This is a genomic window from Affinundibacterium nitidum (assembly GCF_014284155.1).
GTDB classification, from domain to species: domain Bacteria; phylum Pseudomonadota; class Gammaproteobacteria; order Burkholderiales; family Burkholderiaceae_D; genus Undibacterium; species Undibacterium nitidum.
This window is the reverse complement of the sequence record NZ_JACOFZ010000001.1, coordinates 1,183,222-1,204,784: the sequence shown is the minus strand read 5'-3', so window position 1 is coordinate 1,204,784 and position 21,563 is coordinate 1,183,222. Positions and strand designations below refer to the sequence as shown.

The window sequence follows — 21,563 nt, the reverse complement described above, 5'->3', positions numbered from 1 at the left end:
CATTCTCTTAATCGAGCTCGAAAGCATTTTCATAACTGATCTTCAGTGCAGGATCTTGCCGCTCTTTGCGAAGGTAGCAATTGCCTATCGCCAGGCGTTCGATGTCGGTGCCCATGAAGCATTTGAAGGCTTCTTCGGGTGTATTGACGATGGGTTCGCCACGCACGTTGAAGCTGGTGTTGACCAAGACTGGACAGCCGGTTTTCGCTTTGAATTGGCTTAACAGTTGATGATATTTTGGATTGGTATCGGCTGTTACCGTTTGGATGCGTGCTGAATAGTCGACGTGCGTGACCGCCGGAATTTCTGATCTCGCGACCTTCAGTTTTTCAATACCGAACAAAGCTTTTTCTGCTTCTGGTACCGCGATGCGTTTGCTGGAATGCACTTCAGCGACCATCAACATGTATGGGCTATCAGCATCATAGTCGAACCAGTTTTGCACATCTTCCCTCAACACTGCTGGCGCAAATGGACGGAAAGATTCGCGAAATTTTACTTTCAGATTTAAGGTGCTTTGCATAGAGGCCGAGCGGGCATCACCTAAAATTGAACGACCACCAAGGGCACGTGGCCCAAATTCCATACGCCCTTGGAACCAACCAAGCGCGTGGCCTCGATCTAAATCGCTAGCGCAAGCTTCGATCAGTGCTTCATCGCTCAGGATTTCAAACTGAGCCCCCGCTGCCTTGAGGCGTCTTTCAATCTCACTCTGTTCAAATTGTGGGCCGAGATAACTTCCTTGCATACGGTCGTAACTGGTGCAGGATTCACGGGGCAGATCTAAATATCCATGGTAGGCCGCCAATGCCGCACCCAATGCGCCACCCGCGTCGCCTGCCGCAGGTTGTACCCAAATTTTTTCAAATGTACCTTGCTTGAAAAGTTTGCCATTGGCGACGCAATTTAGGGCGACGCCGCCAGCAAGGCAGAGGTTCTTCATGCCCGTTTCTTGCGCGATAGCTGCGGCTAACTTTAAAACCACTGTTTCAGTGGCAGCTTGTAATGAGGCTGCCATGTCCATATGAACTTGGGTCAACGCGTCTTCTGATTTTCGGACCGGCAGATTAAATAACTGGCTGAAATGATCATTGGTCATCGTCAAGCCAGCGCAGTAATCGAAGTATTTCATGTCGAGACGGAATGAACCGTCGTCTTTGACATCCATCAGATGTTCAAAAATTTGATCAGTAAAGCGTGGTGTGCCATAGGGTGCTAAACCCATCACTTTGTATTCGCCCGAATTCACTTTAAAACCAAGATGGTAGGTGAATGCGGAATACAGCAAACCAAGTGAGTGCGGGAAATGAATTTCTTTGATGACTTCGAGTTTCTTGCCGCGGCCGATGGCCAGTGAACTTGTCGCCCATTCACCAACACCGTCAAGGGTCAAGACTGCCGCCTCATCAAAGGGAGAAGGGAAAAATGCACTGGCCGCATGGCTTTGATGATGTTCGCCAAAAAGCAGTTTACTTTCCCAATCAATATTCGCTGAAAAGGCTTTCAGTTCTTTGGCTAACAAACTTTTGAGAAATAATTTTTCTCTGAGCCACACTGGCAACGCAAGACGAAAAGAAGAAAATCCTCTAGGCGCAAAAGCCAAATAGGTTTCAAGTAAGCGTTCGAACTTTAAGAAGGGTTTGTCGTAGAAGGCGACATGATCGACTTGGTCTATGCTAATGCCAGCAGCACTTAGGCAATATTCGAGCGCCTGTTTCGGGAAAGCAGGATCGTGTTTTTTGCGCGTAAAGCGCTCTTCCTGCGCCGCTGCGACAATGACGCCATCACGAATCAGTGCCGCTGCACTATCGTGGTAATACGCGGAGATGCCGACAACAATCATGTGATCTTAGAATAAGGTATAGATGAATGGCGCAATGGCGCTGCCTTGTGCGAGCACAATTAATGCACCGAGCATTGCCATGATGAGCAAAATCGGAACTAGCCAGAATTTTTTTCTAGCTTTGAGAAAGGCGAAAAGTTCTTTTAAGAAAGACAAAATTGAAGTCCTCAGGGCTATGAAAACGAGCGCTTTTGATTTATTTGGGTAGCGCTAAATTTGTGCGATTCTAACACTAATGGGTGTCGTAAATCGCACCCGTTTATCGTCTTAGAACTGGTCTTTCATGGATTCTGGCGCAGGTCCAGGTGGAGTTCTTGGCTTCCAATAGCTTTTAGCCGAACGGTCGATGGACAAGTCCAAAGGCCTTTTGCCAAATAGACGCATGACCAGGGCGAAAGGCGTGATCGCGATAAAGAATACAAGCCCCATAGCAACCGGACTGACGAGTTTGGATAGCAACTCGCCGAAATGCATCCAAGCACGATTGAGTTGATGCAAGGCTTTCGGCGCAACAAGGGCGAAAATCAAGAATAATGCTGCCGGAATTAAGGCCCATAAGCGCATCGGTTCATGATTTCGTAGCGGTAAAAGTGCAAGAATTGTAAAAAATCCGCACATCACTAGGCCGAAATTACGGTCTGTTGACATCTCTGGTTCTGTTTTTTTTGCCGTTGGCTTTACTTCGTTCATGGTTCGATTTCTCGATGTGTTCATTTCCCGAAGTATCGCATATCAAAGGCATCAATGCTGAATATTTGCAGCAGCAGAAGTCGCGCAAAAAAGAACAGGGGGCTTGGGAATGATTCCCCACAGCCCCCTGCGACTTTGTCTAGTGCTTTCTTTAAATAATCAATGCAGCCGACAAAGTCCTAACTTCATCTTCCGATTCTTCGAGTATGCCTTGTAGGCTACCTTCGCCCACGACAAAATTGATGTCTGATTCGCAGCGATTGCTCTCGTTATCTGTACGGGTATCTAAAGGAGAAACGGTGCGAGCCAATTCATTGGCAAGTAAGATAGTATCGCCAAGGTTTTCGGGTGGCATGGCACGTAATCCATACCATAATCCCTCTAAGGCACTCGTAACTTCAGATGGCAGGTTGAGGTCTTTGAGCACCGCTCGCCCGATGATGGACTCCTGCGAGCGCTCTTCGGTGCCAGCTTCGCCCAAGGCGTCGAAATTTTCATCATCTTCGGCGCCGGAGAGGTCATCAGGTTCAAGTAGGCAGGGAAATTCTTCTGCTCTCGATAAAAGATAAAACCCACCAACTTCATGCACGATACCGGCGAACATCGCGGTATCTGGGTCAAGCTTGGTGACTCGTCGAGCTAAGATTTGAGCCAATGCAGCAACTTGTGCCGAGTGTTCCCATAGTTGGTTGATCTTGGCGCGGATGACAGGATTCTTACTCGCTCCAGCAATCTGTCGCACGACGAGCGAAGCGACCAAAGCACGTAAAGTTTTGAAACCGAGGCGCGCAATCGCGGAGCGCACATTGGCTACCTCACTTGTTGATCGCTTATAGGCAGCACTATTGGCGACTGCCACGACTTTCGCTGCGAGTAAAGGTTCATTCAGGATGATTTTGCTTGCCGTATCAAGTGAGCAGTCCTCGACATTAATCGCTTCTTGTACGCGAAGAGAAGTCGCAACGCTAGCGGAAAAAACGAGATCACCACGAAGTGCCTGTTCCACCAGCAAACTTAAAGCTTGAGTCTTGTTCATCACAGAGCCTTACTCCGAATAAAAAAAGAATCGAACATTGAGCGTCTGCTGTTAAACAGGAGACGGCTGCCTGGGCGCTTGCCGGTATAGCTGACTAGGCGCGTTTTTTCCTCACGTCTTATTTGAAGCTTGTTGCCTTTCGATGTCGAGCTAGTGAATGGTATCGGGCTCAGACCAGCGAAATCATTTCGAGTAATTGTTAAAAATCCTTAAATATCAATGTAGCAGAAAACCTTTCTGCATGGAAATTTATTTTTACTTTTGAGAGCCTTGTTTTGTATTTTGCTCACTGTTGCATTTTTGAAATTAAAAAAATGTCGTAATGCAAACAATCTTGGATCAAGATCGATAGGAAAGGATAGATGTTGATGTTGTAAGAGTGATCCTCTTGAGCTCTATTTTCCACGCCGTGGCAGATGCTCTGGAGCCTTGGTGGGAGATTTTGTTTTGATGCCGAGCCGAGGATGGTGTCGTATGAAACGCCAAACTGCGCATAAAAGGCAGACTCGGGTGCAGGCCTGCCAAATACGTCGAAGTTTGGGATGCAAGTGCATTGCTGGAAGAGACTTAATCTAAAGTGGCGATCACTGGCGCATGGTCAGATGGTTGTTCCCACTTGCGAGGAACACGATCCACCACACAAGACGTACAGCGTTTGGCTAAAGGGGCCGATAGCAAAACGTGATCAATGCGCACACCCTTGTTTAAGCGGAAGCCCAGCTGACGATAATCCCACCAACTAAAGGTTTTTTCTGGCTGCTCGAATTGACGGAAGCTGTCGCTTAAACCGAGGTCGAGCAAGGCTTGAAAGGCAGCGCGTTCTGGTGGTGATACTAAATTCATGCCTTCCCATGCTGCAGGGTCGTGCACATCGCGATCGTCAGGTGCGATATTGTAGTCGCCGAGCAAAGCGAGCTCTGGATATTTCCCCATTTCGCTTTCGATCCATTCGCGCAGAGCGGCTAGCCAGCTCAGTTTGTAAGGATATTTTTCAGAGTCTAAAGCCTGGCCGTTTGGTACATAAGCGCAGACGATACGCATGCCTTCAATCGTCGCCGCGATAATCCGTTGCTGTTCATCTTCAAACAATGGATTATTTTTTTGTACTTCGGTAATCGCATGACGAGACAGAATCGCAACACCGTTGTAAGTTTTTTGCCCCGTGAAAGCGACGTGATATCCCGCGGCTTCAATTTCAGCCTGTGGAAACTTGTCATCTGTAAGCTTAGTTTCTTGTATGCACAGGACATCGACTGGATTTGTTTCCAGCCATTGCAAAACTTGAGGCAAGCGTACTTTGAGAGAGTTAACATTCCAAGTGACAAGTTTCATTGCAGTTTGCTTTCTTTCGTTTGGGGCTGACTTCAACTGTATGGAGGAGCCATCTAGTTAAAAATGCCGCGCTATAAGACATAGCAGCGGCATTTCGTATTTCAATTTACTTTCAGTCGCATGGTGTGGCAACGTGTCACTTTGTTGCGCGAAAGTTGGCAGAGATTAGCCTGCGCGGTTCATCAAGAAAGTCGTCAACAAAGGAACTGGGCGACCAGTTGCGCCTTTTGCTGCGCCAGATTTCCACGATGTGCCAGCGATATCGAGATGCACCCAGGTGTATTTGCGTGTGAAGCGTTCGAGGAAGCACGCTGCAGTAATAGAACCAGCCGCTGGGCCACCGATATTGGCCATATCCGCGAAGTTAGACTTCAATTGCTCGTTATACAGTTCACCGATCGGCAAACGCCATGCGGTATCGTTTGCTTCTTTGCCGGCGGCCAGCAATTCGTCTGCTAACTTATCATGTGCTGCGTCATGACGAGTGAACAGGCCTGTATTGTGATGGCCAAGCGAAGTAATGATTGCACCTGTCAAAGTCGCGACGTCGATGACTGCGGCTGGTTTGAAGCGTTCTGCATAGGTTAAGGCGTCGCACAAAATCAAACGGCCTTCAGCATCTGTGTTCAAAATTTCAATTGTTTGACCAGACATGGAAGTGACGATATCACCAGGACGCGTAGCGCGGCCAGACGGCATGTTTTCGCAAGTTGGGATCACCGCGATCACGTTGAGCTTTAGTTTCATTTCACCAATGGCGCGCATCGTGCCCAGAACGGAACCCGCACCGCCCATGTCGTATTTCATTTCGTCCATGCCTGGACCTGCTTTCAATGAAATACCACCGGAGTCAAACGTAATACCTTTACCAACCAAGACTACAGGAGCATCTTTAGCTTTACCGCCCATGTGCTTCAGTACGATGAATTTTGGTGGTTCATCAGTGCCTGCAGAAACAGACAAGAAGCTATTCATCTTCAATGCTTGAATTTGTTTGCGGTCGAGAATTTCAACGCCCATTTTAAATTGCGTTGCGATTTTTTTCGCCGTGTTCGCCAAATGAGTTGGTGTGCAGAAGTTAGCTGGCGTATTGCCCAATTCTTTGGTCAACTCCATACCATTGACCAAGGCAATACTTTGCGCCAAGGCTGTTTTCGCTGCGGCCGCTTCATTAGCGGCAACTAAAATGCTGACCTTTTTGACATTGGCAGGAATCGTATCTTTTTTGCTCTTATGTGCATCGGTACGGAAAACCACTTCGTTAAAAGCGATGACAGTTTGGCGAATAGTCCAAGCTGTATCGCGACCGTCAACTGAAGGTAACGCCAAAGTGACGTCGCCAGCACCTAAGCCGTTCAAACTGCGCGCCGCAACTTGAACTGCTGCAGTGAATGCTTTTTCGGAAACTTTTGCAGGGTCATCACCCAAACCGAGCAATAACACGCGTTCTGCCGCAACGTCAGCCAAACCGCGCAACAATAATGATGAGCCAGCTTTGCCTGTCATGTCGCCCGATTTCAAAGCAGCATCGATCGCGCCTTTCTTGTTCAAGGCGGTCGCTGCAGTCGATAATTTCTTGTTTTCAAAGACGCCGACCACGAGGCATCCAGTCTTGATTGTGTTGCTTGCGCTTTTTGCGTCTAGTGTTTTTATGCTAAAGTCCACGTTTTGCTCCTTATTGTTGAACGGGCTGCTGTTTTATTCTTGCCTCTGGGCGGCAAACTCAAGCGAGCTTAATTGCTTCCACTCACGGCGACGACCGAATACAATGGTAAAGAGTGCAACGGTCGTAAAATAACTATTATAGCGCTCTTGCAAGACCGATATAACCACTATTCTCATAACCACCTATATTTATGATTTTTGAACGTGCGCTCAGACGAGAACTACTAAGTGCTGCAGGCGCTGTTTTCACCACATTATTCACCATCACCGTCACTTTTATGTTGATTCGTATCCTCGGCGAAGCCGCAGGGGGCAAGGTGGCATCGCGTGACGTGTTGATTCTGATCGGCTTTACTTCCCTTGATTACTTCCCCATTTTATTGATTTTGACCGGCTTTATTTCGGTGCTGTTGGTCGTGACCCGCGCCTATCAAGAGTCTGAAATGGTGGTCTGGTTCGCTTCAGGCTTGAGTTTGACGCGATGGATTAAGCCGATTTTGAGCTTCGGTATCCCATTGATGCTATTGGTCGGCACCTTAAGTATGGTGGTCTCACCATGGGCCAATGAGCAAAAACTCGAAGTACGCAATCGTTATGAAAAACGCGAAGATATCTCTAAAGTCGCGCCAGGTAAATTTCAAGAATCGCGTGGTGGTGGGCGTGTTTCCTTTGTCGAAGAAGTATCAGGTGACTTGAGCAAAGTTCAAAATATTTTTACCAGTAGCCAAAAAGACGGTCGCACTAGTGTGATTGTCGCTAAAGAAGGCAAAATCGAAATCGATGAGCATGGCGATCGTTTCTTGGTCATGAGTCAAGGACGCCGTTATGACGGTTTGCCAACCGAAGGTGATTTCCAGATGATGCAGTTTGAAAAGTATTCTGTATTGGTATCGACCCAAAGCAAACTCGATGCGGATAACCGTTCTGCTAAAGCCTTACCTCTGATGACCTTGTTGGATAATCCGAATCCGACCCGCGATGGCGAACTATTGTGGCGTGTGTCTTTACCGTTTATGGGGTTGTTATTGATGTTGTTAGCCATTCCATTGGGATACGTTAATCCACGTGTTGGGCGTTCTGCCAACCTGATCGCCGCGCTGATTTTTATATCGATCAATATCACCATGCTCAATATGCTACAGATGTCGGTCGTCAATGGCCGCTTGAGTTTCTGGCGTGCATCGTGGCCTATGCATTTCTTGGTCGCGACTTTGGTCACAATCTTTTTCTTGTGGCGTTTGAAAGTGAATAGCCGTATGCATCCAAGTGGTTTGTGGTCGCGCTTTAAAGCCTGCTTCCGTAGCGAACGCCGTTGCGACACAAGCTTACCTAGCGATGCAGGAGGTGCAGCATGAGTGTATTGCAACGTTATTTTGGGCAAGAAATTTTACGTGCAGTTCTCTTCGTTCTACTGGCTCTACTGGTCTTAACGTCTTTCTTTGACTTGATGGCAGAGTTGGGTTCTGTCACCAAAGAAGGCTATCGTATCCAGCATGCTTTCATGTACATCGGTCTGACTCTACCAGGAAAAGCCTATGACTTGATGCCGATCGCGGTTTTGATTGGCTCTATCTATGTGTTGGCGCAATTTGCAGCAAATTCAGAATTTACGATCATGCGTGCGGCCAGTATGTCCTCTTGGAAAGCTGCACAAATCTTGATGCGTATCGCCTTGGTTTTTATTGCCTTAACTTTTTTGTTGGGCGAAGTTATTGCGCCAAAATCGGAGAAGTTTGCGAAAGCGCTCAAAGCCGATGCGCAAGGTGGGCCATTGACGCAGGAATTCCGCAGTGGCATGTGGACTAAAGATTTGATTCGTGCAGATGGTCTCAATGGCGCGGTGCTCGGCGTGCGGTTTTTGAATGTCACTAAGGTCTCACAAAACCGAGAACTCTTGGGCGTAAAAATTTACGAGTTCGATAAAGATTTCCAGTTGATCAGGCAAATCAATGCTGCAAAGGGCGAGTACGTGCGGTCCCATGTTTGGAAACTTTCAACCGTAGTCGAAACCAGCTTTCCAAAGAATATCGCCAGTGAAGATATTCTTGCTGCCAATACGCAAAAACTGGAAAGCAAAGAACTGATTTCGGAAATTACACCGAATATTTTGTCTGTCTTGTTCATCGAACCTGACCGCATGTCGGCCTATGAGTTGTCTTCCTATACCCAGCATTTGGCTGAGAACAAGCAATCAACTAAACGTTACGACATGGCATTTTGGAAGAAGTTGACGTACCCGGTTTCTATTCTGGTAATGATGGCGTTGGCTTTGCCATTTGCCTATTTACATGCACGAGATGGCGGTATTAGCTTGCGTATCTTCAGTGGGATCATGTTGGGCATGGTGTTTTATTTGGTGAATAGCTTGTTCTCTCATTTGGGCTTGATCAACACATGGCCCCCATTACTGACGGCACTGTTCCCGAGCTTTATATTCTCCTTGTTGGCATTCAGCGGGTTGCGCTACGTCGAACGAAATTAAGGCTTGATTGCGTCGATGGCGCAGGTGCCAGCAAAAACCACATTTTCATAATCGAGGTTCTCATGTCAACAACTGCACTAATTCTTTTTGCTCATGGAGCGCGTGCCGCGAGTTGGGCTGCACCTTTTCAACGTTTGCAGAAATTGACACAAGAGAGTTCGCCGCTGGTGAGAGTTGAGCTCGCCTTTCTCGAATTTATGAGTCCAACTCTGCCAGAACTCGTCGAACAGCTTTTGGCAGATGGAATTAATGTAGCCACGTTAGTGCCAGTGTTCTTTGGCCAAGGTGGACATGTGATGCGCGACTTACCTTTGATGATCGATGAGCTGCGATTGAAACATCCGCAACTTCAAATCAAACAAGTCGACGCGGTTGGCGAAGATGCCTTAGTTTTGCAGGCGATTCGCGACTATTGTTTACGCTCGCTCCCTTAATTCATTCCTCGCTTGAATGGGCAAGATCGCATGTTTATCAAGCGCTAGCCTCGTCTCACCCCATCTATAAGCTACAGCGGGCATCTGCAATCGTTTGCAATTTTCCCTCATCAGCTAAAAATCCTCATGGCTATCGATTCTTTATGAAGTTCGCATGAGCTTCTTGTTCTGCCAATTTAACTCTTTGGTTTCGATTGCAAATTAATATTTTAGCTATTATAAAACGCACATCTTTTCGTTGCATCACGCCAACGTTTTTCTGAAAAGTAATAAATAATGTTAAAAAAGTGCATAAAGGAAATATTTTTGACATTTAATTACGCTAGAGTTTGATGGTAATCAAGATCAACAGTGGTGTAAGGAATCTCGGTCCAAACGATATTTTGTTTTGCGTTTTAAACGCCAGCAACAGATTTTGAGCCTAACCCATCCACGATACTTCTAGGGGAAAAAAATGGATCGACGCTTGCAGTGGAAAATCAAACCAACAAAGTTAGTCGTAGTGATTGCATTGGCCTTTTCTTTGCCTGCGTATGCAGACAAAGCAGACAAGGCAAAAATTGCTGAGTTGGAAAAGAAACTCGAAAAAAGTTTGGCGATCATCGAGCAATTAAGTGGCCGTGTGGCACAGCTAGAGGGAAGCTCAAGCGCGAGTGCAAAAGCGGTTGTTGCTAGCACAGAGGCGAAGACCAAGGCAGATGAAGTAGCGAAGGTTAGCGCGCAAACTGCACAAGAACAAATGGTGCGTTTAGATCAGCTAGAGAAAAATATCATTAATGTGTCTGAAGTTTCGGCAAAAAAACGCGAGCTTGGGTTGCCATTGCACGGTTTTGCTGACGTCGGATTTGTTCGAACCTCCAAAGATATCGATAATCGTAAATCCGGTTTCGCACTTGGTAATCTCGATTTTTATATGACGCCTGAGTTTGGTGATCGTATCAAATCTTTATTTGAATTGACCTTTGAGTTCAACGAGAAAGGTGAATCTGTTGCCACGGATCTCGAGCGTTTGCAACTTGGCTATACCTTCAGTGATGAGCTTACTTTGTGGGCTGGCCGTGTTCACACACCTTATGGCTACTGGAACACCGCTTTCCATCATGGTGCTCAACTTCAGCCTTCGATTTTACGTCCTAAGATGATTGCTTTTGAAGATCAAGGTGGCATCTTGCCTGCCCACACCGTCGGTATGATGGCCAGCGGTGCGACTAAGGTTAGCGGTGGACGTCTGGAATATGATTTTATCGTCGGCAATGGTAGTCGTATCGTTGGTGAAGCCGGTGACATGATTCTCGATTTTAATGCAGGTAAAGACGATAACTCGAATAAAGCGATTGGTGCCAACGTGCGTTACCGTTTTAACGGTGATCTCGACGGCTTGACTCTCGGTGTGAATACTTTGAATCAAGAGGTTGCGCAAGAGGGGAGCATTAATCGCACCAAATTCAATATGATGGGCGCATTTGCGTCGATTGATTCCGATAATTGGGAAGTCATCGGCGAATACTACCGCTTCAATAATAAGGATTTGTCAGGCAACACTGGAAGTCATAATAGTTGGGCAGGTTTTGCACATGCAGGCTATCGTATCGGCGATGCTTTGATGCCTTACGTCCGCTACGAGAAAGCAGTACTTGATCAGACTGATTTGTATTTCGCAGCCTTAGCAAGCGGCCGCTCATATAACCGTCAGATTCTCGGCTTACGTTATAACATTAGTCCCACTTCAGCTTTGAAGTTTGAATTTGGTCAGACAGCAGAACAAAGAGGTACGGGTGAATTTAAGTATAACGAAGCACGTGCGCAATTCTCAGTGCGTTTCTAAGGAGAGAGACATGCAAACAATCCGAAAACTGAGTGTTGCTTTGGCGAGTTGTGTGCTGTTCTCAGCGTCAGCATTCGCAGCAGATTTGATCCTCATCAGTCATAAAGGTGTAAGCGTAGCGACGGCTGACGCACGTGATATTTTTGTGGGCGATAAACAGGTTGAGGGCGGTACTAAGTTGGTGCCGGTCGATAACGCGAGTCTACAAAAAGATTTTTTGGAAAAGGTTGTGAAAGTCGATAGCGCGAAATATTCTTCGATTTGGGCGAAAAAGGGTTTTCGTGAAGGCTTGAACCCGCCACCAATGAAAAATAGTGACGCCGAAGTGATTGCCTTCGTTAAAGCAAATCCAGGAGCGGTAGGATATGTTTCAAAGGCGACTGATGACGTTAAAGTTGTTCATAAATTTTAGTGCTTAAGCTTTAATCTTAATTATAAAGAGTGCGCCAAAGAGGATCCCTTGTGATCCTCTTTGGCACATCAATAGGTCAACAAAAAAGTTCAATAAAAGCGCGGTTCTTTTTTTGATGTGATCACCCCAAAAATAAAGCTATGAAAAAATCTAAAAGCAGCCAGCCCCTCATTTTGCGTCCTGGGGTCAATTTGTTTAGACAAATCCGATTTAAGCCAAAAGCTAGTTTGATTTCGATTGCCTTTTTGATTCCTATTCTGATTCTGTTGTGGTCATTTGTGCAGACCAAGCAAGAGAGCATCGGTGCTACCAAGGATGAACTCAATGGTTTTTATTCGGTAAAGGAATTGATTGATGTGAACCGTGCGGCACAAGACTATCGCCGTGCCGTTCTGCTGGAATTGGCGAGTGGTACCAAGTCGTCTGAGCTTGCAAATACCAAAACCCGTTTAGAAACTGAGTTGAAAGAGGCTAAAGCAAAGCTCGTTCATTTCAATAGTAACGAGAAGTTCGTGAAGTCGTTACAAGAACTTGAGCAACTGTACGCCAGTTCTGCGCCATCAAGCGATGGCTTGTTTAAGGTCTTTTCTAGTCATGGGAAATTCAATCATTCCATTAGTCGATTGACTTCACTCTCCGCAGATCTCAGTGGGCTTACTTTAGACCCCGAGTTTGATACTTATTATTTGATGGACCTCAGCACCAATATCGCACCCAAGCTGATTGAGGTGACATCAAAAATGACGGCCATCGCATCAACCGTTGCGCGCACTGAAAAAGACGGTGAAATAGCCTCAATTGAATTGTCTCAAGAAGAAGGTTTGATTGAGAATTTGTTAGAAATATTCAACGAAGAGGTAGAAAAAGTTGTTGGTGAGCACAAAGAGTACGCAGACCAGATGAAGCTCACTGAACTCAATGCCTTATTGAAAAAATTTCGCGAACAAATTGGTGATGATGTTGGGAAGGGCGGCGTCGAGCGGGCTAATGCCATCGACAAACAGGGAGCGCAAATTGTTTCTGATTTGATCAAGGTGCAGGATTATGCACTGAGTCAGCTTGATAGTTTGTTGCAGCAACGATTGGATAAATTGAAAAAGAAAATGTACGCGACCCTTGCTGCGGTCGTATTCTTTTTATTCTGTGCATTCTACATGTTTGTCTGCTTCTATCGCGTGATGGAGTCTGGTTTGCGCCACGTCGGCAATTATCTGGATTCGATGGCAAAGGGCGATTTAACCAATAACATTGACCCCAAAGGTGGCGATGAAGTGACTGCGCTCATGCGTTCTATGAAATTGATGCAAGACTCATTGTTAAATATCTGCACGGTCATGCGTGAAAGTGCAGATCAAATCAAAGGGAATAGTGCAGAAGTTGCGCAAGGCTCTATGGATATGTCTGATCGAACTGTGCAAACACAGAATCGTTTGCAAGAGACTGCCGCTACCATGGTGCAAATTTCTGGTACGGTGCAATCAACAGCAGATAACGCTGAACAAGCGACAAAACTGTCGCGGGAAAATACAAGTTTGGCGACCCATGGTGGCGAGGTCATTGCTGAAATGGTGACGACTATGGAAGGAATTCGTGACTCGTCCAATAAAATTGGTGACATCATTAGTGTGATTGATGGTATCGCTTTTCAAACCAATATTTTGGCATTGAATGCTGCGGTGGAAGCTGCACGCGCAGGTGAGGCAGGACGAGGCTTTGCCGTGGTCGCTTCTGAAGTTCGTGCCCTTGCACATCGATCTGCAGAGGCTGCAAAAGAGATCAAGACATTGATTACGGTGAGTGTTGAACGGGTCGAAGGCGGTAATGTGATCGTGAAAAATGCTGGCGATGCGATTGAAAAAGTCGTTCGTTCTGCTCGTGATATTAACCAATTGCTGACAGAGATTAGTGCAAGTGCTAGAGAACAATCGATAGGTGTAAAAGACGTGGAAGAGGTATTGCAGGAATTGGATGGGATGACTCAAGCGAACTCGGCCTTGGTCGAGCAAACATCAGCGTCTGCCGCGGTATTGGACAGTTTGGCGAACCAATTGGTTGAAGAAATTCAAGTGTTCAAGTTGCACAAGCATTAGAAGCTGGCTCAGGCCATCTTGAAGAGCCCGCTGTGAGCGGGCTTTTTTTATTTTGGACGCAAGGCCGGCGTTAAAAATTGTTCCAGATTTTCGCCACCGTTGAGCATGCGGCTGAGGGTGTTGCCTTCCTTATCTAATAGCGTGATGACGAAGTCGTGCATCACGTGATCATGATAGAGCCAGTAATTGACGCCTAGTTGTGCCGCGAGGCCTTTGATGTCCTTGGCGTCGCCTGACAAAAAGTACCAATTGTTTCGATTGAGTTTGCGGCTGATTCGATACTCGTGCCAGTCTTCTGGCTTGTCGTTTCTGGGGTCAAGTCCGACAATGACAAAATTTGCTTCGAGTTTATTTTGATCGAGTATGGTCTGCATTTGCTCCATACGGATAAGGCTCGTGGAGCAGATTTTTTTGCAGGCACCGTAGGCCATCACCATCACAGTAGGCTTGCCACGGAAGCTATTAAGTTGCGTTTGTTGGCCATTATCGTTTTGCCATTGGTAGGGCAATTGATACAGAATGCTGCTGGCAAACACCATTATAGGCAGCGACGCCAAAGCCACGGACGTAATCAAAATCCCCAGGGTTTTTTTATGAAATATGATCATCGTGTTTGCAGCTCAAAGTGATGCCGAAAACTATTTGGTAGGCAAGGAGAGCTAAGCCAAGCTGAGCTCTATTCTAAAACCGATTATTCGACAAACTCTTGTTGAATGCAAGCAAGAATTAGACTAGATGTCGCTTTATGAATCCGTGTTGTTGTCGTCGCTTGATCGACTACGCATCGCCTCGCCCATCATGACGAGGACGGGCCCTTCACAAGCGGGTAATCCATGCGCCAATTCGGCAAGTGTGATGTGAAGATGCTTTTCTTCTGGGCGTGAACAGCTTTCAACAATCACGACAGGGTGCGTTGCTGCAAAACCTTTGGCGAGCATGCGATTGGCGGTGAGGATGGCTTCGCGGCCGCCCATGTATTGAATGAGTGTATCGCAATCAGGAATACGCGTTTCTTCGGCTTCGCCGGGTGCCGTGCTGGAAGTGAAGAGGGCGACGCTACGTGCGACGCCACGCTTTGTCAGCGGCAATTGCACACTGGCAGCTGCTGCCATCGCAGTGGTGATACCTGCGACAATTTCAAAACGAATACCGGCTTGTTCTAGAGCGCGCATTTCTTCATCGGCGCGACCGAATAACATAGGATCGCCACCTTTGAGCCGCACGACGACACGATGCTGGTGCGCCGCGTCGACTAATTGTTGATTGATATGCTCTTGCGCGGCGGAGCGTTGGCCACTGCGTTTGCCGACTGAGACTTTGATCGCTTGTGGGCAAAGATCTAACATCTCTTTGGTGACCAGCGCATCGTGCAAGACGATGTCTGCCAGAGCTAAGAGACGGGCGCCGCGTACGGTGATGAGGTCAGCGGCACCAGGGCCGGCACCGACTAGGTAGACGGTGCCGAATTGTTTTGCGTTTGAAGCAGTATCGTTAGTCAAGACGTATCATTCCCGCAGCCACAGTTTGATGGGTGACTTCGTCGATCAAAATAAATGCGCCTGTACTACGAGTGGCATCATAAGCATCTGCAGCCAGAGCCTGCTGTACATTGATATTGACGCGAGCGATGTCGTTCAATTTAAGTGTATCAGTTGTGCGGCGTTCTTGGGTATTGATATCGAGTAGTGTGTCAATCGACGCAACACGTGCTGCCACTTGGCGTGTCGTGTGTTTCAGCCAATACTTGCGACGACTATCGAGTGCTTCTTCTGACAACCAGCAAATGTCGGCGCTGACTTGTTTTAAAACCGTCGCAGGGCGGTTGGCAGACGCTAACATATCACCACGCGAGATATCGACATATTCGTTCAATAGAATGGTGACCGATTGGCCAACAACGGCAGTTTGTTGTGAACCGTCGAGCGTTTGAATATCTTTAATCGTCGCGGTTTGGCCTGAAGGTTGCACCACGATAGTATCACCAACACTAATCTTACCCGCTTCAACACGGCCCATGTAACCACGGAAATCGTTGGCTTCGTGACCATTGTGACGGGCCACTAATTGCACTGGGAAACGGAAAGCTTCGTCGTGGGATTCGTCGTAAACGCTCAGCGATTCCAGCAATTCGATCAAAGTAGGGCCTTGATACCAGCTTAGTTTTTCACTCGCGCTTACCACGTTATCTCCCGCCAATGCCGACAATGGAATCGGGTGCACATCTTTTAAGCCAAGTTGCGTCGCGAAGCTTTGGTAGGCCGCAACGATACGGTCGTACACAGTTTGATCGTAATTGACCAAGTCCATCTTATTGACGGCGACGATCACGTGCTCGATTTGCAAGAGGTGCGCAATGGTGGAGTGGCGTTTGGTTTGCGTCAGTAACTCTACGCTGCCATCATCACCGAGTTTGACTTTAGAGACGTCGATCAAAATGATCACAGCATCAGCGGTGGAAGCACCGGTCACCATATTGCGAGTGTACTGCTCATGGCCAGGGGTGTCGGCAATAATGAATTTACGTTTCGGTGTCGCGAAATAGCGATAAGCAACGTCAATCGTAATGCCTTGTTCGCGCTCGGCTTCCAAACCATCAGTTAGCAAAGACAAGTCTATCGTATCGCCGACGGTACGTTTATGTTTGGCCTTTGAAATCGCATTGAGTTGGTCTGCAAAAATCCCTTTGCTATCGAAAAGCAAGCGGCCAATTAAGGTACTTTTACCATCATCAACGGAGCCTGCTGTGATGAAACGTAACAGTCCGCGCTCGCGGCTAGCGTCTATGGAAGCGGCTTGCACTTGTGTAGTTTGTACTTGCGTGTTCATTAGAAATATCCTTCTTTTTTGCGTTTTTCCATGGAAGATTCAGAGGTCTGATCATCCATGCGCGTCGCGCCGCGTTCAGTAATTTGGGTGATGGCTGTTTCTTCAATAATGGCGTCAACGGTGGCAGCATCTGAAGCCACTGGACATGTGCAAGAAATGTCGCCGACAGTACGGAAACGAACGACACGTTTTTCTATCGTTTCACCCGCACGTGGAGGTGTTAATTCAGTCAACGGTACCAATAAACCATTACGTGGAATCACTTCGCGTTCGTGCGCGAAATAAATCGGTGGCAATTCCAGTTTTTCACGGGCGATGTATTGCCAAACATCGAGCTCGGTCCAGTTGGAAATCGGGAATACACGCATGTTTTCGCCAGGATGAACACGCGTGTTATACAAGTCCCACAGCTCTGGACGCTGGGCTTTGGGATTCCATTGACCAAATTCATCGCGGAAAGAAAAAATACGCTCTTTCGCACGCGCTTTTTCTTCATCGCGGCGAGCACCACCAATACAAGCATCAAATTTGTGCTCGGCGATGGTTTCTAATAAAGTGACCGCTTGCGCAGCATTGCGTGAATCTGTTTGTGGATTACGTAGACGCACAGTGCCGCGCTTGATCGAATCTTCGACTGAGCCAACAATCAAACGTTCGCCAAGTTCTGCCACACGTTTGTCACGGAAAGTAATGACCTCGGGGAAGTTATGCCCGGTATCGACATGCACTAATGGAAAAGGGAACTTGCCAGGGCGGAAGGCCTTCTCCGCGATGCGCAACAGCACCACCGAATCCTTGCCGCCGGAAAACAAAAGCGCGGGGTTGCTGCATTCAGCAGCCACTTCACGCATGATATGGATTGCTTCCGACTCTAACCAGTCCAGATGGCGATTGCTCGCGGCATCAATCAAATTGTTTTCAACGACGGCATTCATACTAACCTCTATCTTCTCTATCTATATTTGATCGCATCACCTTAGTGGTATTGCTAGATCGATTATTTTTGCTTGAATCTGAATGTGCTGGACGAACTACACGGCAACTTGCTTAATACGAATCAACTTACCATCGACCACGTGCAGACCGCATTCTTTTGACTCAGGGTTCTCCCACCACCAGCGCCCAGCGCGTACATCTTCACCCGCTTGAATCGCACGCGTGCAAGGTTCGCAACCAATTGAGGGATAGCCTTTATCATGTAAGGCGTTATACGGTACGTTTTTGGCGCGAATGTACTGCCACACATCGGCTTCAGTCCAATCGGCTAAGGGATTGAACTTCTGCATCTGATGCGCTGCATCGTCTTCTTGCACAGCTAAGTCAGAGCGTGTACTTGATTGCGCACGACGTTGGCCTGTAATCCATGCTTTCTTGCCGCTTAAAGCACGATTGAGCGGTTCAACTTTGCGTACTCGGCAGCATTCTTTGCGTGCTTCAACGCTCTCATAAAACCCATTTAAGCCGTGGCTTGCGACATAGGTGTCGACTGCATTTGGCTCGGGACGAAACAAGGCGATTTCATAGCCATATTGGGTTTTAACCTTGTCTAGCATCGCCAGAGTTTCTGCATGCAGGCGACCTGTCTCTAAGGAAAAAATCGCGATGTTCAACTGATGACGCAAAATGAGATCAGTCAGCACCATATCTTCCGCTGCCAAGCTAGAAGCAAAAACGGCAGGGCTATAGTTGGCGGCGATGCCTTCTAAAGTGGCAGTCGTCGCCGCCAGCTTTTGTTCGAAACCTTGAATGACAGCATTACTGTGAATTGCGCTCATGGGGACTCTCAGCTAGTTGCGCCAAGGCGGTTAGCACGGCGAAATAATGGTTCGCGCTCATCAACAGAAGTTTGATATTTCTCGCTGAAGTCCGACAAACTCTTTAAAGCATCGTGGATGTTCTTGTCGGCTCGCACCGCAAAAGCATTAAAGCCAACGCGCTGCATGTAGAACAGTTGATCACGCAAGACATCGCCAATCGCACGCAGCTCGCCGCTATAACCGAAGCGGGTGCGCAAGTTGTAAGCGATGGAGTAACCACGGCCATCTGCAAACTTCGGGAAATCAATCGCAATCACTGAGAAGCGCTGAATATCAGCGCCGAGCTCTTTTGCTTGTTCATCGCTACTAAACCAAACACCGATATCGCTGCGTTGCTCTAAGCTAGCTTTTTGCAGTAACCAAACTTTGAGCGGTACAATCGTTTTTCCACTTGGCACAGTGACCGTGTCCGCAGTGTCGTCTTCGGATAAATGCAAGATCTCCCAATCGTCATTGACGACGACGCTATCTTTAATGATTTGTGGCATAGGTTTCTCCCTGTATTTAGTAGACGACTGCAGAGCCGGCATCTTCTCCGTGATGCTCTATGGTTTTAATCGGTGTTGCGTACACAAACTCTTTAAACGGTGTGATACCAAGACGTTGTGCGGTATCAATGAAACGTTCGCCATCGCTGCGTTCGCGCAAATACACTTGAATGATGCGATCAATTACTTCTGGCATTTGGCCGGCAGAGAATGAAGGGCCAATAATTTTGCCGATGGCCGATTGATTACCCTGCGCGCCACCGATAGAGACTTGATACCATTCACTGCCATCTTTATCGACGCCCAAGATGCCGATGTTGCCAACGTGGTGGTGGCCACATGCATTGATGCAGCCAGACATATTCAATTCGAGTTCGCCAATATCGTGCAGGTAGTCAAGGTCATTGAAGCGATCTGTAATATCAAGCGCGATAGGGATCGATTTTGCATTCGCCAAAGAGCAAAAATCACCGCCTGGGCAGCAAATCATATCGGTTAATAAGCCGATATTTGGTGTCGCTAAGCCATGGGCTTTTGCTTCTTGCCACAAACCGAACAAGTGACTTTGTTCAACGTCGGCCAACACCAAATTTTGCTCATGCGTAGCACGTACTTCACCGAAACTATAGCGGTCTGCTAAATCAGCGATGAAATCGAGCTGGTCTGCGCTCGCATCGCCAGGTGGCACGCCTGGTTTTTTTAGCGACAAAACGACAGCAGCGTAGCCCGCTTTTTTGTGTGCTTTAACATTACGTTTTACCCAGTTGGCAAAGGCTTTGTTTTCGCTCTGTAGGCGTACGAATTCTGCATCGGTTTCTGGCAATGCTTTGTATTCTGGATCAATAAAATAAGCCGCAACACGTGCTAACTCTGCTTCAGTTAAGGTGCCTGGGCCACCTTTTATGTCTTGCCATTCTTCTTCGACGAGACGTGCGAACTCTTCAATGCCAAGCGCCTTGACCAAGATTTTGATCCGTGCTTTGTAGATATTGTCGCGACGACCGAATTGATTGTAGATACGTAAGATTGCTTCGAGATAGGTCATCACGTGCTGCCACGGCAAGAACTCACGGATCACGCTTCCCAAAATTGGTGTGCGGCCCATACCGCCACCGACCATCACTTTGAAGCCCACTTCACCCGCATCGTTTTTCACCACGGAGAGGCCAATATCATGGACCGCAATCGCCGCACGATCTTCCTTAGCACCGTTAATCGCAATCTTAAACTTACGCGGCAAGTAGGCGAACTCAGGATGGAAGGTGGTCCATTGGCGCAAAATTTCTGCATACGGCCGTGGATCGATAATCTCGTCAGCCGCGATGCCCGCAAACTCATCGGAAGTAATATTGCGCATGCAGTTACCCGAAGTTTGAATCGCATGCATTTCGACTTTGGCTAACTCATCCAAAATCTCTGGCGTATCTTCGAGATTAATCCAGTTGTATTGAATGTTTTGACGTGTCGTGAAATGACCATAGCCGCGATCAAATTTGCGCGCGATAAAGGCAAACTTGCGCACTTGTGTCGATGACAGCAAACCATATGGCACCGCCACGCGCAGCATGTAGGCATGGCGCTGCATGTACAAACCATTTTGCAAGCGCAAGATACGGAACTCATCTTCCGTCAATTCATTAGCGATACGGCGACGTACCTGGTCGCTAAATTGAGCGACGCGCTCTTGTACGATTTGGTGGTCATATTGGTCGTAGCGATACATCTTCAATAATCCTAACAATGGCGAAAATTTAAATAAGGTGTGCGACTAATTTTGCTGTTTTTTGCAGTTACCGAACGCTGCTTACATCACTAACTTGCAAGCGACTAGCGTTAAGGTGGTAGCGAGAATGCCGCGTAAGAGTTTTTCTGGAACCGCTTTAGCTGCGAGCGAACCGAGTGTGATGCCAGGCAAGGAGCCAATCAATAATGAGCCCAGTAAAACCCAATCAATTGAGCCCAAATACCAATGGCCGAAAGCAGCAATCGCGGTGAGAGGTACGGCGTAAGCGATATCGGTTCCAGCGACATGGGCCGCAGGCATTTTTGGATAGAGCAGAACCAAGATCGTCGCGCCAATCGCGCCAGCGCCAATCGATGAAATGGTGACGAGGATGCCCAGTATCGCACCTGCCGTAATCGTTGCTACGGCTAAGCGTGTTCCGTGCAATTGACGTTCCGGGTGAGCATTGATCCAAGCGATTAGTTTGCTTCGATATAGAATCGCGATCACCGTTAAGAATACGGAACCAGCGATGGAATAGCGTATGATCTGGCCAATTTCTTTGTCCAGCGTGCCGAAATATTTGAGACCCAAGGTCGTCAGCAATGCTGCAGGTAATGCACCGAAACATAATAGACGGACCACTTGCCATTCGACGGTGCCACGCAAACGATGCGTGAAAGTGCCTGTTGCTTTGGTGATGGAAGCAAAGGCTAAGTCAGTACCTACCGCCACCGAAGGCGATACGCCAAACAGCAGGGTCAGCAATGGTGTCATTAATGACCCACCGCCCACGCCGGTTAATCCGACTAGGGTGCCGACTGCAAATCCGGAGATAATATAGGTAAGTGTCATAGAGCCTCGTGCAAAGTAGCAGGCATCTTAAAGGGCAGGCTCTAT

At 47.5% G+C, this 21,563-nt stretch carries 20 protein-coding genes; 6 read left to right on the top strand and 14 right to left on the bottom strand.

Annotated features, from left to right (window positions below; genetic code table 11):
* Positions 1-7 precede the first annotated feature (7 nt).
* The 6 genes from H8K36_RS05205 to H8K36_RS05185 all read right to left on the bottom strand — a co-directional run bounded on the left by H8K36_RS05205 (position 8) and on the right by H8K36_RS05185 (position 6,566).
* Positions 8-1,843, bottom strand: a complete 1,836-nt coding sequence (locus tag H8K36_RS05205; protein WP_186914758.1) for a carbamoyltransferase family protein — start codon at positions 1,841-1,843, stop codon at positions 8-10.
* A gap of 6 nt (positions 1,844-1,849) precedes the next feature.
* Entirely contained in the window at positions 1,850-1,999 is a 150-nt protein-coding gene (locus H8K36_RS19150; protein ID WP_230404292.1) for a DUF5989 family protein, read from the bottom strand.
* A gap of 111 nt (positions 2,000-2,110) precedes the next feature.
* A complete protein-coding gene (locus H8K36_RS05200; RefSeq protein WP_186914759.1) occupies positions 2,111-2,533 on the bottom strand; it encodes an SxtJ family membrane protein in 423 nt (140 codons plus the stop codon).
* A gap of 151 nt (positions 2,534-2,684) precedes the next feature.
* The gene (locus H8K36_RS05195) at positions 2,685-3,569 is read right to left on the bottom strand and encodes an HDOD domain-containing protein (protein WP_186914760.1); all 885 of its coding nucleotides are present in this window, start codon (positions 3,567-3,569) and stop codon (positions 2,685-2,687) included.
* A gap of 567 nt (positions 3,570-4,136) precedes the next feature.
* Positions 4,137-4,901, bottom strand: a complete 765-nt coding sequence (xth, locus tag H8K36_RS05190; protein WP_186914761.1) for an exodeoxyribonuclease III — start codon at positions 4,899-4,901, stop codon at positions 4,137-4,139.
* Positions 4,902-5,066: 165 nt separating this feature from the next.
* Entirely contained in the window at positions 5,067-6,566 is a 1,500-nt protein-coding gene (locus H8K36_RS05185; protein ID WP_186914762.1) for a leucyl aminopeptidase, read from the bottom strand.
* 191 nt (positions 6,567-6,757) lie between these two features.
* Here H8K36_RS05185 and lptF point away from each other — a divergent pair, with 191 nt between their 5' ends.
* From lptF to H8K36_RS05155, 6 genes are all read left to right on the top strand, one after another.
* A complete protein-coding gene (gene lptF, locus H8K36_RS05180) occupies positions 6,758-7,921 on the top strand; it encodes an LPS export ABC transporter permease LptF (RefSeq protein WP_186914763.1) in 1,164 nt (387 codons plus the stop codon).
* On the top strand, positions 7,918-9,048 hold the full coding sequence (gene lptG / locus H8K36_RS05175; RefSeq protein ID WP_186914764.1) for an LPS export ABC transporter permease LptG: 1,131 nt from the start codon (positions 7,918-7,920) through the stop codon (positions 9,046-9,048). The genes lptF and lptG overlap by 4 nt, the downstream gene beginning before the upstream one ends.
* A gap of 62 nt (positions 9,049-9,110) precedes the next feature.
* Complete coding sequence (locus H8K36_RS05170; protein ID WP_186914765.1) at positions 9,111-9,482, top strand: sirohydrochlorin chelatase; 372 nt, start codon at positions 9,111-9,113, stop codon at positions 9,480-9,482.
* A 454-nt stretch (positions 9,483-9,936) separates the two neighbouring features.
* Positions 9,937-11,307: a TonB-dependent receptor gene (locus H8K36_RS05165; RefSeq protein WP_186914766.1), complete on the top strand. Its 1,371-nt coding sequence runs from the start codon at positions 9,937-9,939 to the stop codon at positions 11,305-11,307.
* Between the two features lie 10 nt (positions 11,308-11,317).
* On the top strand, positions 11,318-11,719 hold the full coding sequence (locus tag H8K36_RS05160) for a phosphate ABC transporter substrate-binding protein (RefSeq protein WP_186914767.1): 402 nt from the start codon (positions 11,318-11,320) through the stop codon (positions 11,717-11,719).
* A 140-nt stretch (positions 11,720-11,859) separates the two neighbouring features.
* Positions 11,860-13,809: a methyl-accepting chemotaxis protein gene (locus tag H8K36_RS05155; RefSeq protein WP_186914768.1), complete on the top strand. Its 1,950-nt coding sequence runs from the start codon at positions 11,860-11,862 to the stop codon at positions 13,807-13,809.
* A 47-nt stretch (positions 13,810-13,856) separates the two neighbouring features.
* On the opposite strand, the gene H8K36_RS05150 is transcribed toward H8K36_RS05155, so the two are convergent.
* The 8 genes from H8K36_RS05150 to H8K36_RS05115 all read right to left on the bottom strand — a co-directional run bounded on the left by H8K36_RS05150 (position 13,857) and on the right by H8K36_RS05115 (position 21,518).
* Complete coding sequence (locus H8K36_RS05150; RefSeq protein ID WP_186914769.1) at positions 13,857-14,417, bottom strand: SCO family protein; 561 nt, start codon at positions 14,415-14,417, stop codon at positions 13,857-13,859.
* 135 nt (positions 14,418-14,552) lie between these two features.
* A complete protein-coding gene (gene cobA, locus H8K36_RS05145; protein WP_186914770.1) occupies positions 14,553-15,308 on the bottom strand; it encodes a uroporphyrinogen-III C-methyltransferase in 756 nt (251 codons plus the stop codon).
* On the bottom strand, positions 15,301-16,635 hold the full coding sequence (locus H8K36_RS05140) for a sulfate adenylyltransferase subunit 1 (protein ID WP_186914771.1): 1,335 nt from the start codon (positions 16,633-16,635) through the stop codon (positions 15,301-15,303). Before H8K36_RS05140 ends, cobA begins: the two co-directional genes overlap by 8 nt.
* Complete coding sequence (cysD, locus tag H8K36_RS05135) at positions 16,635-17,570, bottom strand: sulfate adenylyltransferase subunit CysD (RefSeq protein WP_186920439.1); 936 nt, start codon at positions 17,568-17,570, stop codon at positions 16,635-16,637. Before cysD ends, H8K36_RS05140 begins: the two co-directional genes overlap by 1 nt.
* A gap of 96 nt (positions 17,571-17,666) precedes the next feature.
* Positions 17,667-18,410: a phosphoadenylyl-sulfate reductase gene (locus H8K36_RS05130; RefSeq protein ID WP_186920438.1), complete on the bottom strand. Its 744-nt coding sequence runs from the start codon at positions 18,408-18,410 to the stop codon at positions 17,667-17,669.
* A gap of 8 nt (positions 18,411-18,418) precedes the next feature.
* Positions 18,419-18,940 carry a DUF934 domain-containing protein gene (locus H8K36_RS05125; protein ID WP_186914772.1) on the bottom strand — a complete coding sequence of 174 codons (522 nt, stop codon included), beginning with the start codon at positions 18,938-18,940 and terminating at the stop codon, positions 18,419-18,421.
* A 16-nt stretch (positions 18,941-18,956) separates the two neighbouring features.
* The gene (locus H8K36_RS05120) at positions 18,957-20,663 is read right to left on the bottom strand and encodes a nitrite/sulfite reductase (protein WP_186914773.1); all 1,707 of its coding nucleotides are present in this window, start codon (positions 20,661-20,663) and stop codon (positions 18,957-18,959) included.
* Positions 20,664-20,744: 81 nt separating this feature from the next.
* Entirely contained in the window at positions 20,745-21,518 is a 774-nt protein-coding gene (locus H8K36_RS05115; RefSeq protein WP_186914774.1) for a sulfite exporter TauE/SafE family protein, read from the bottom strand.
* Between the last annotated feature and the right edge of the window lie 45 nt (positions 21,519-21,563).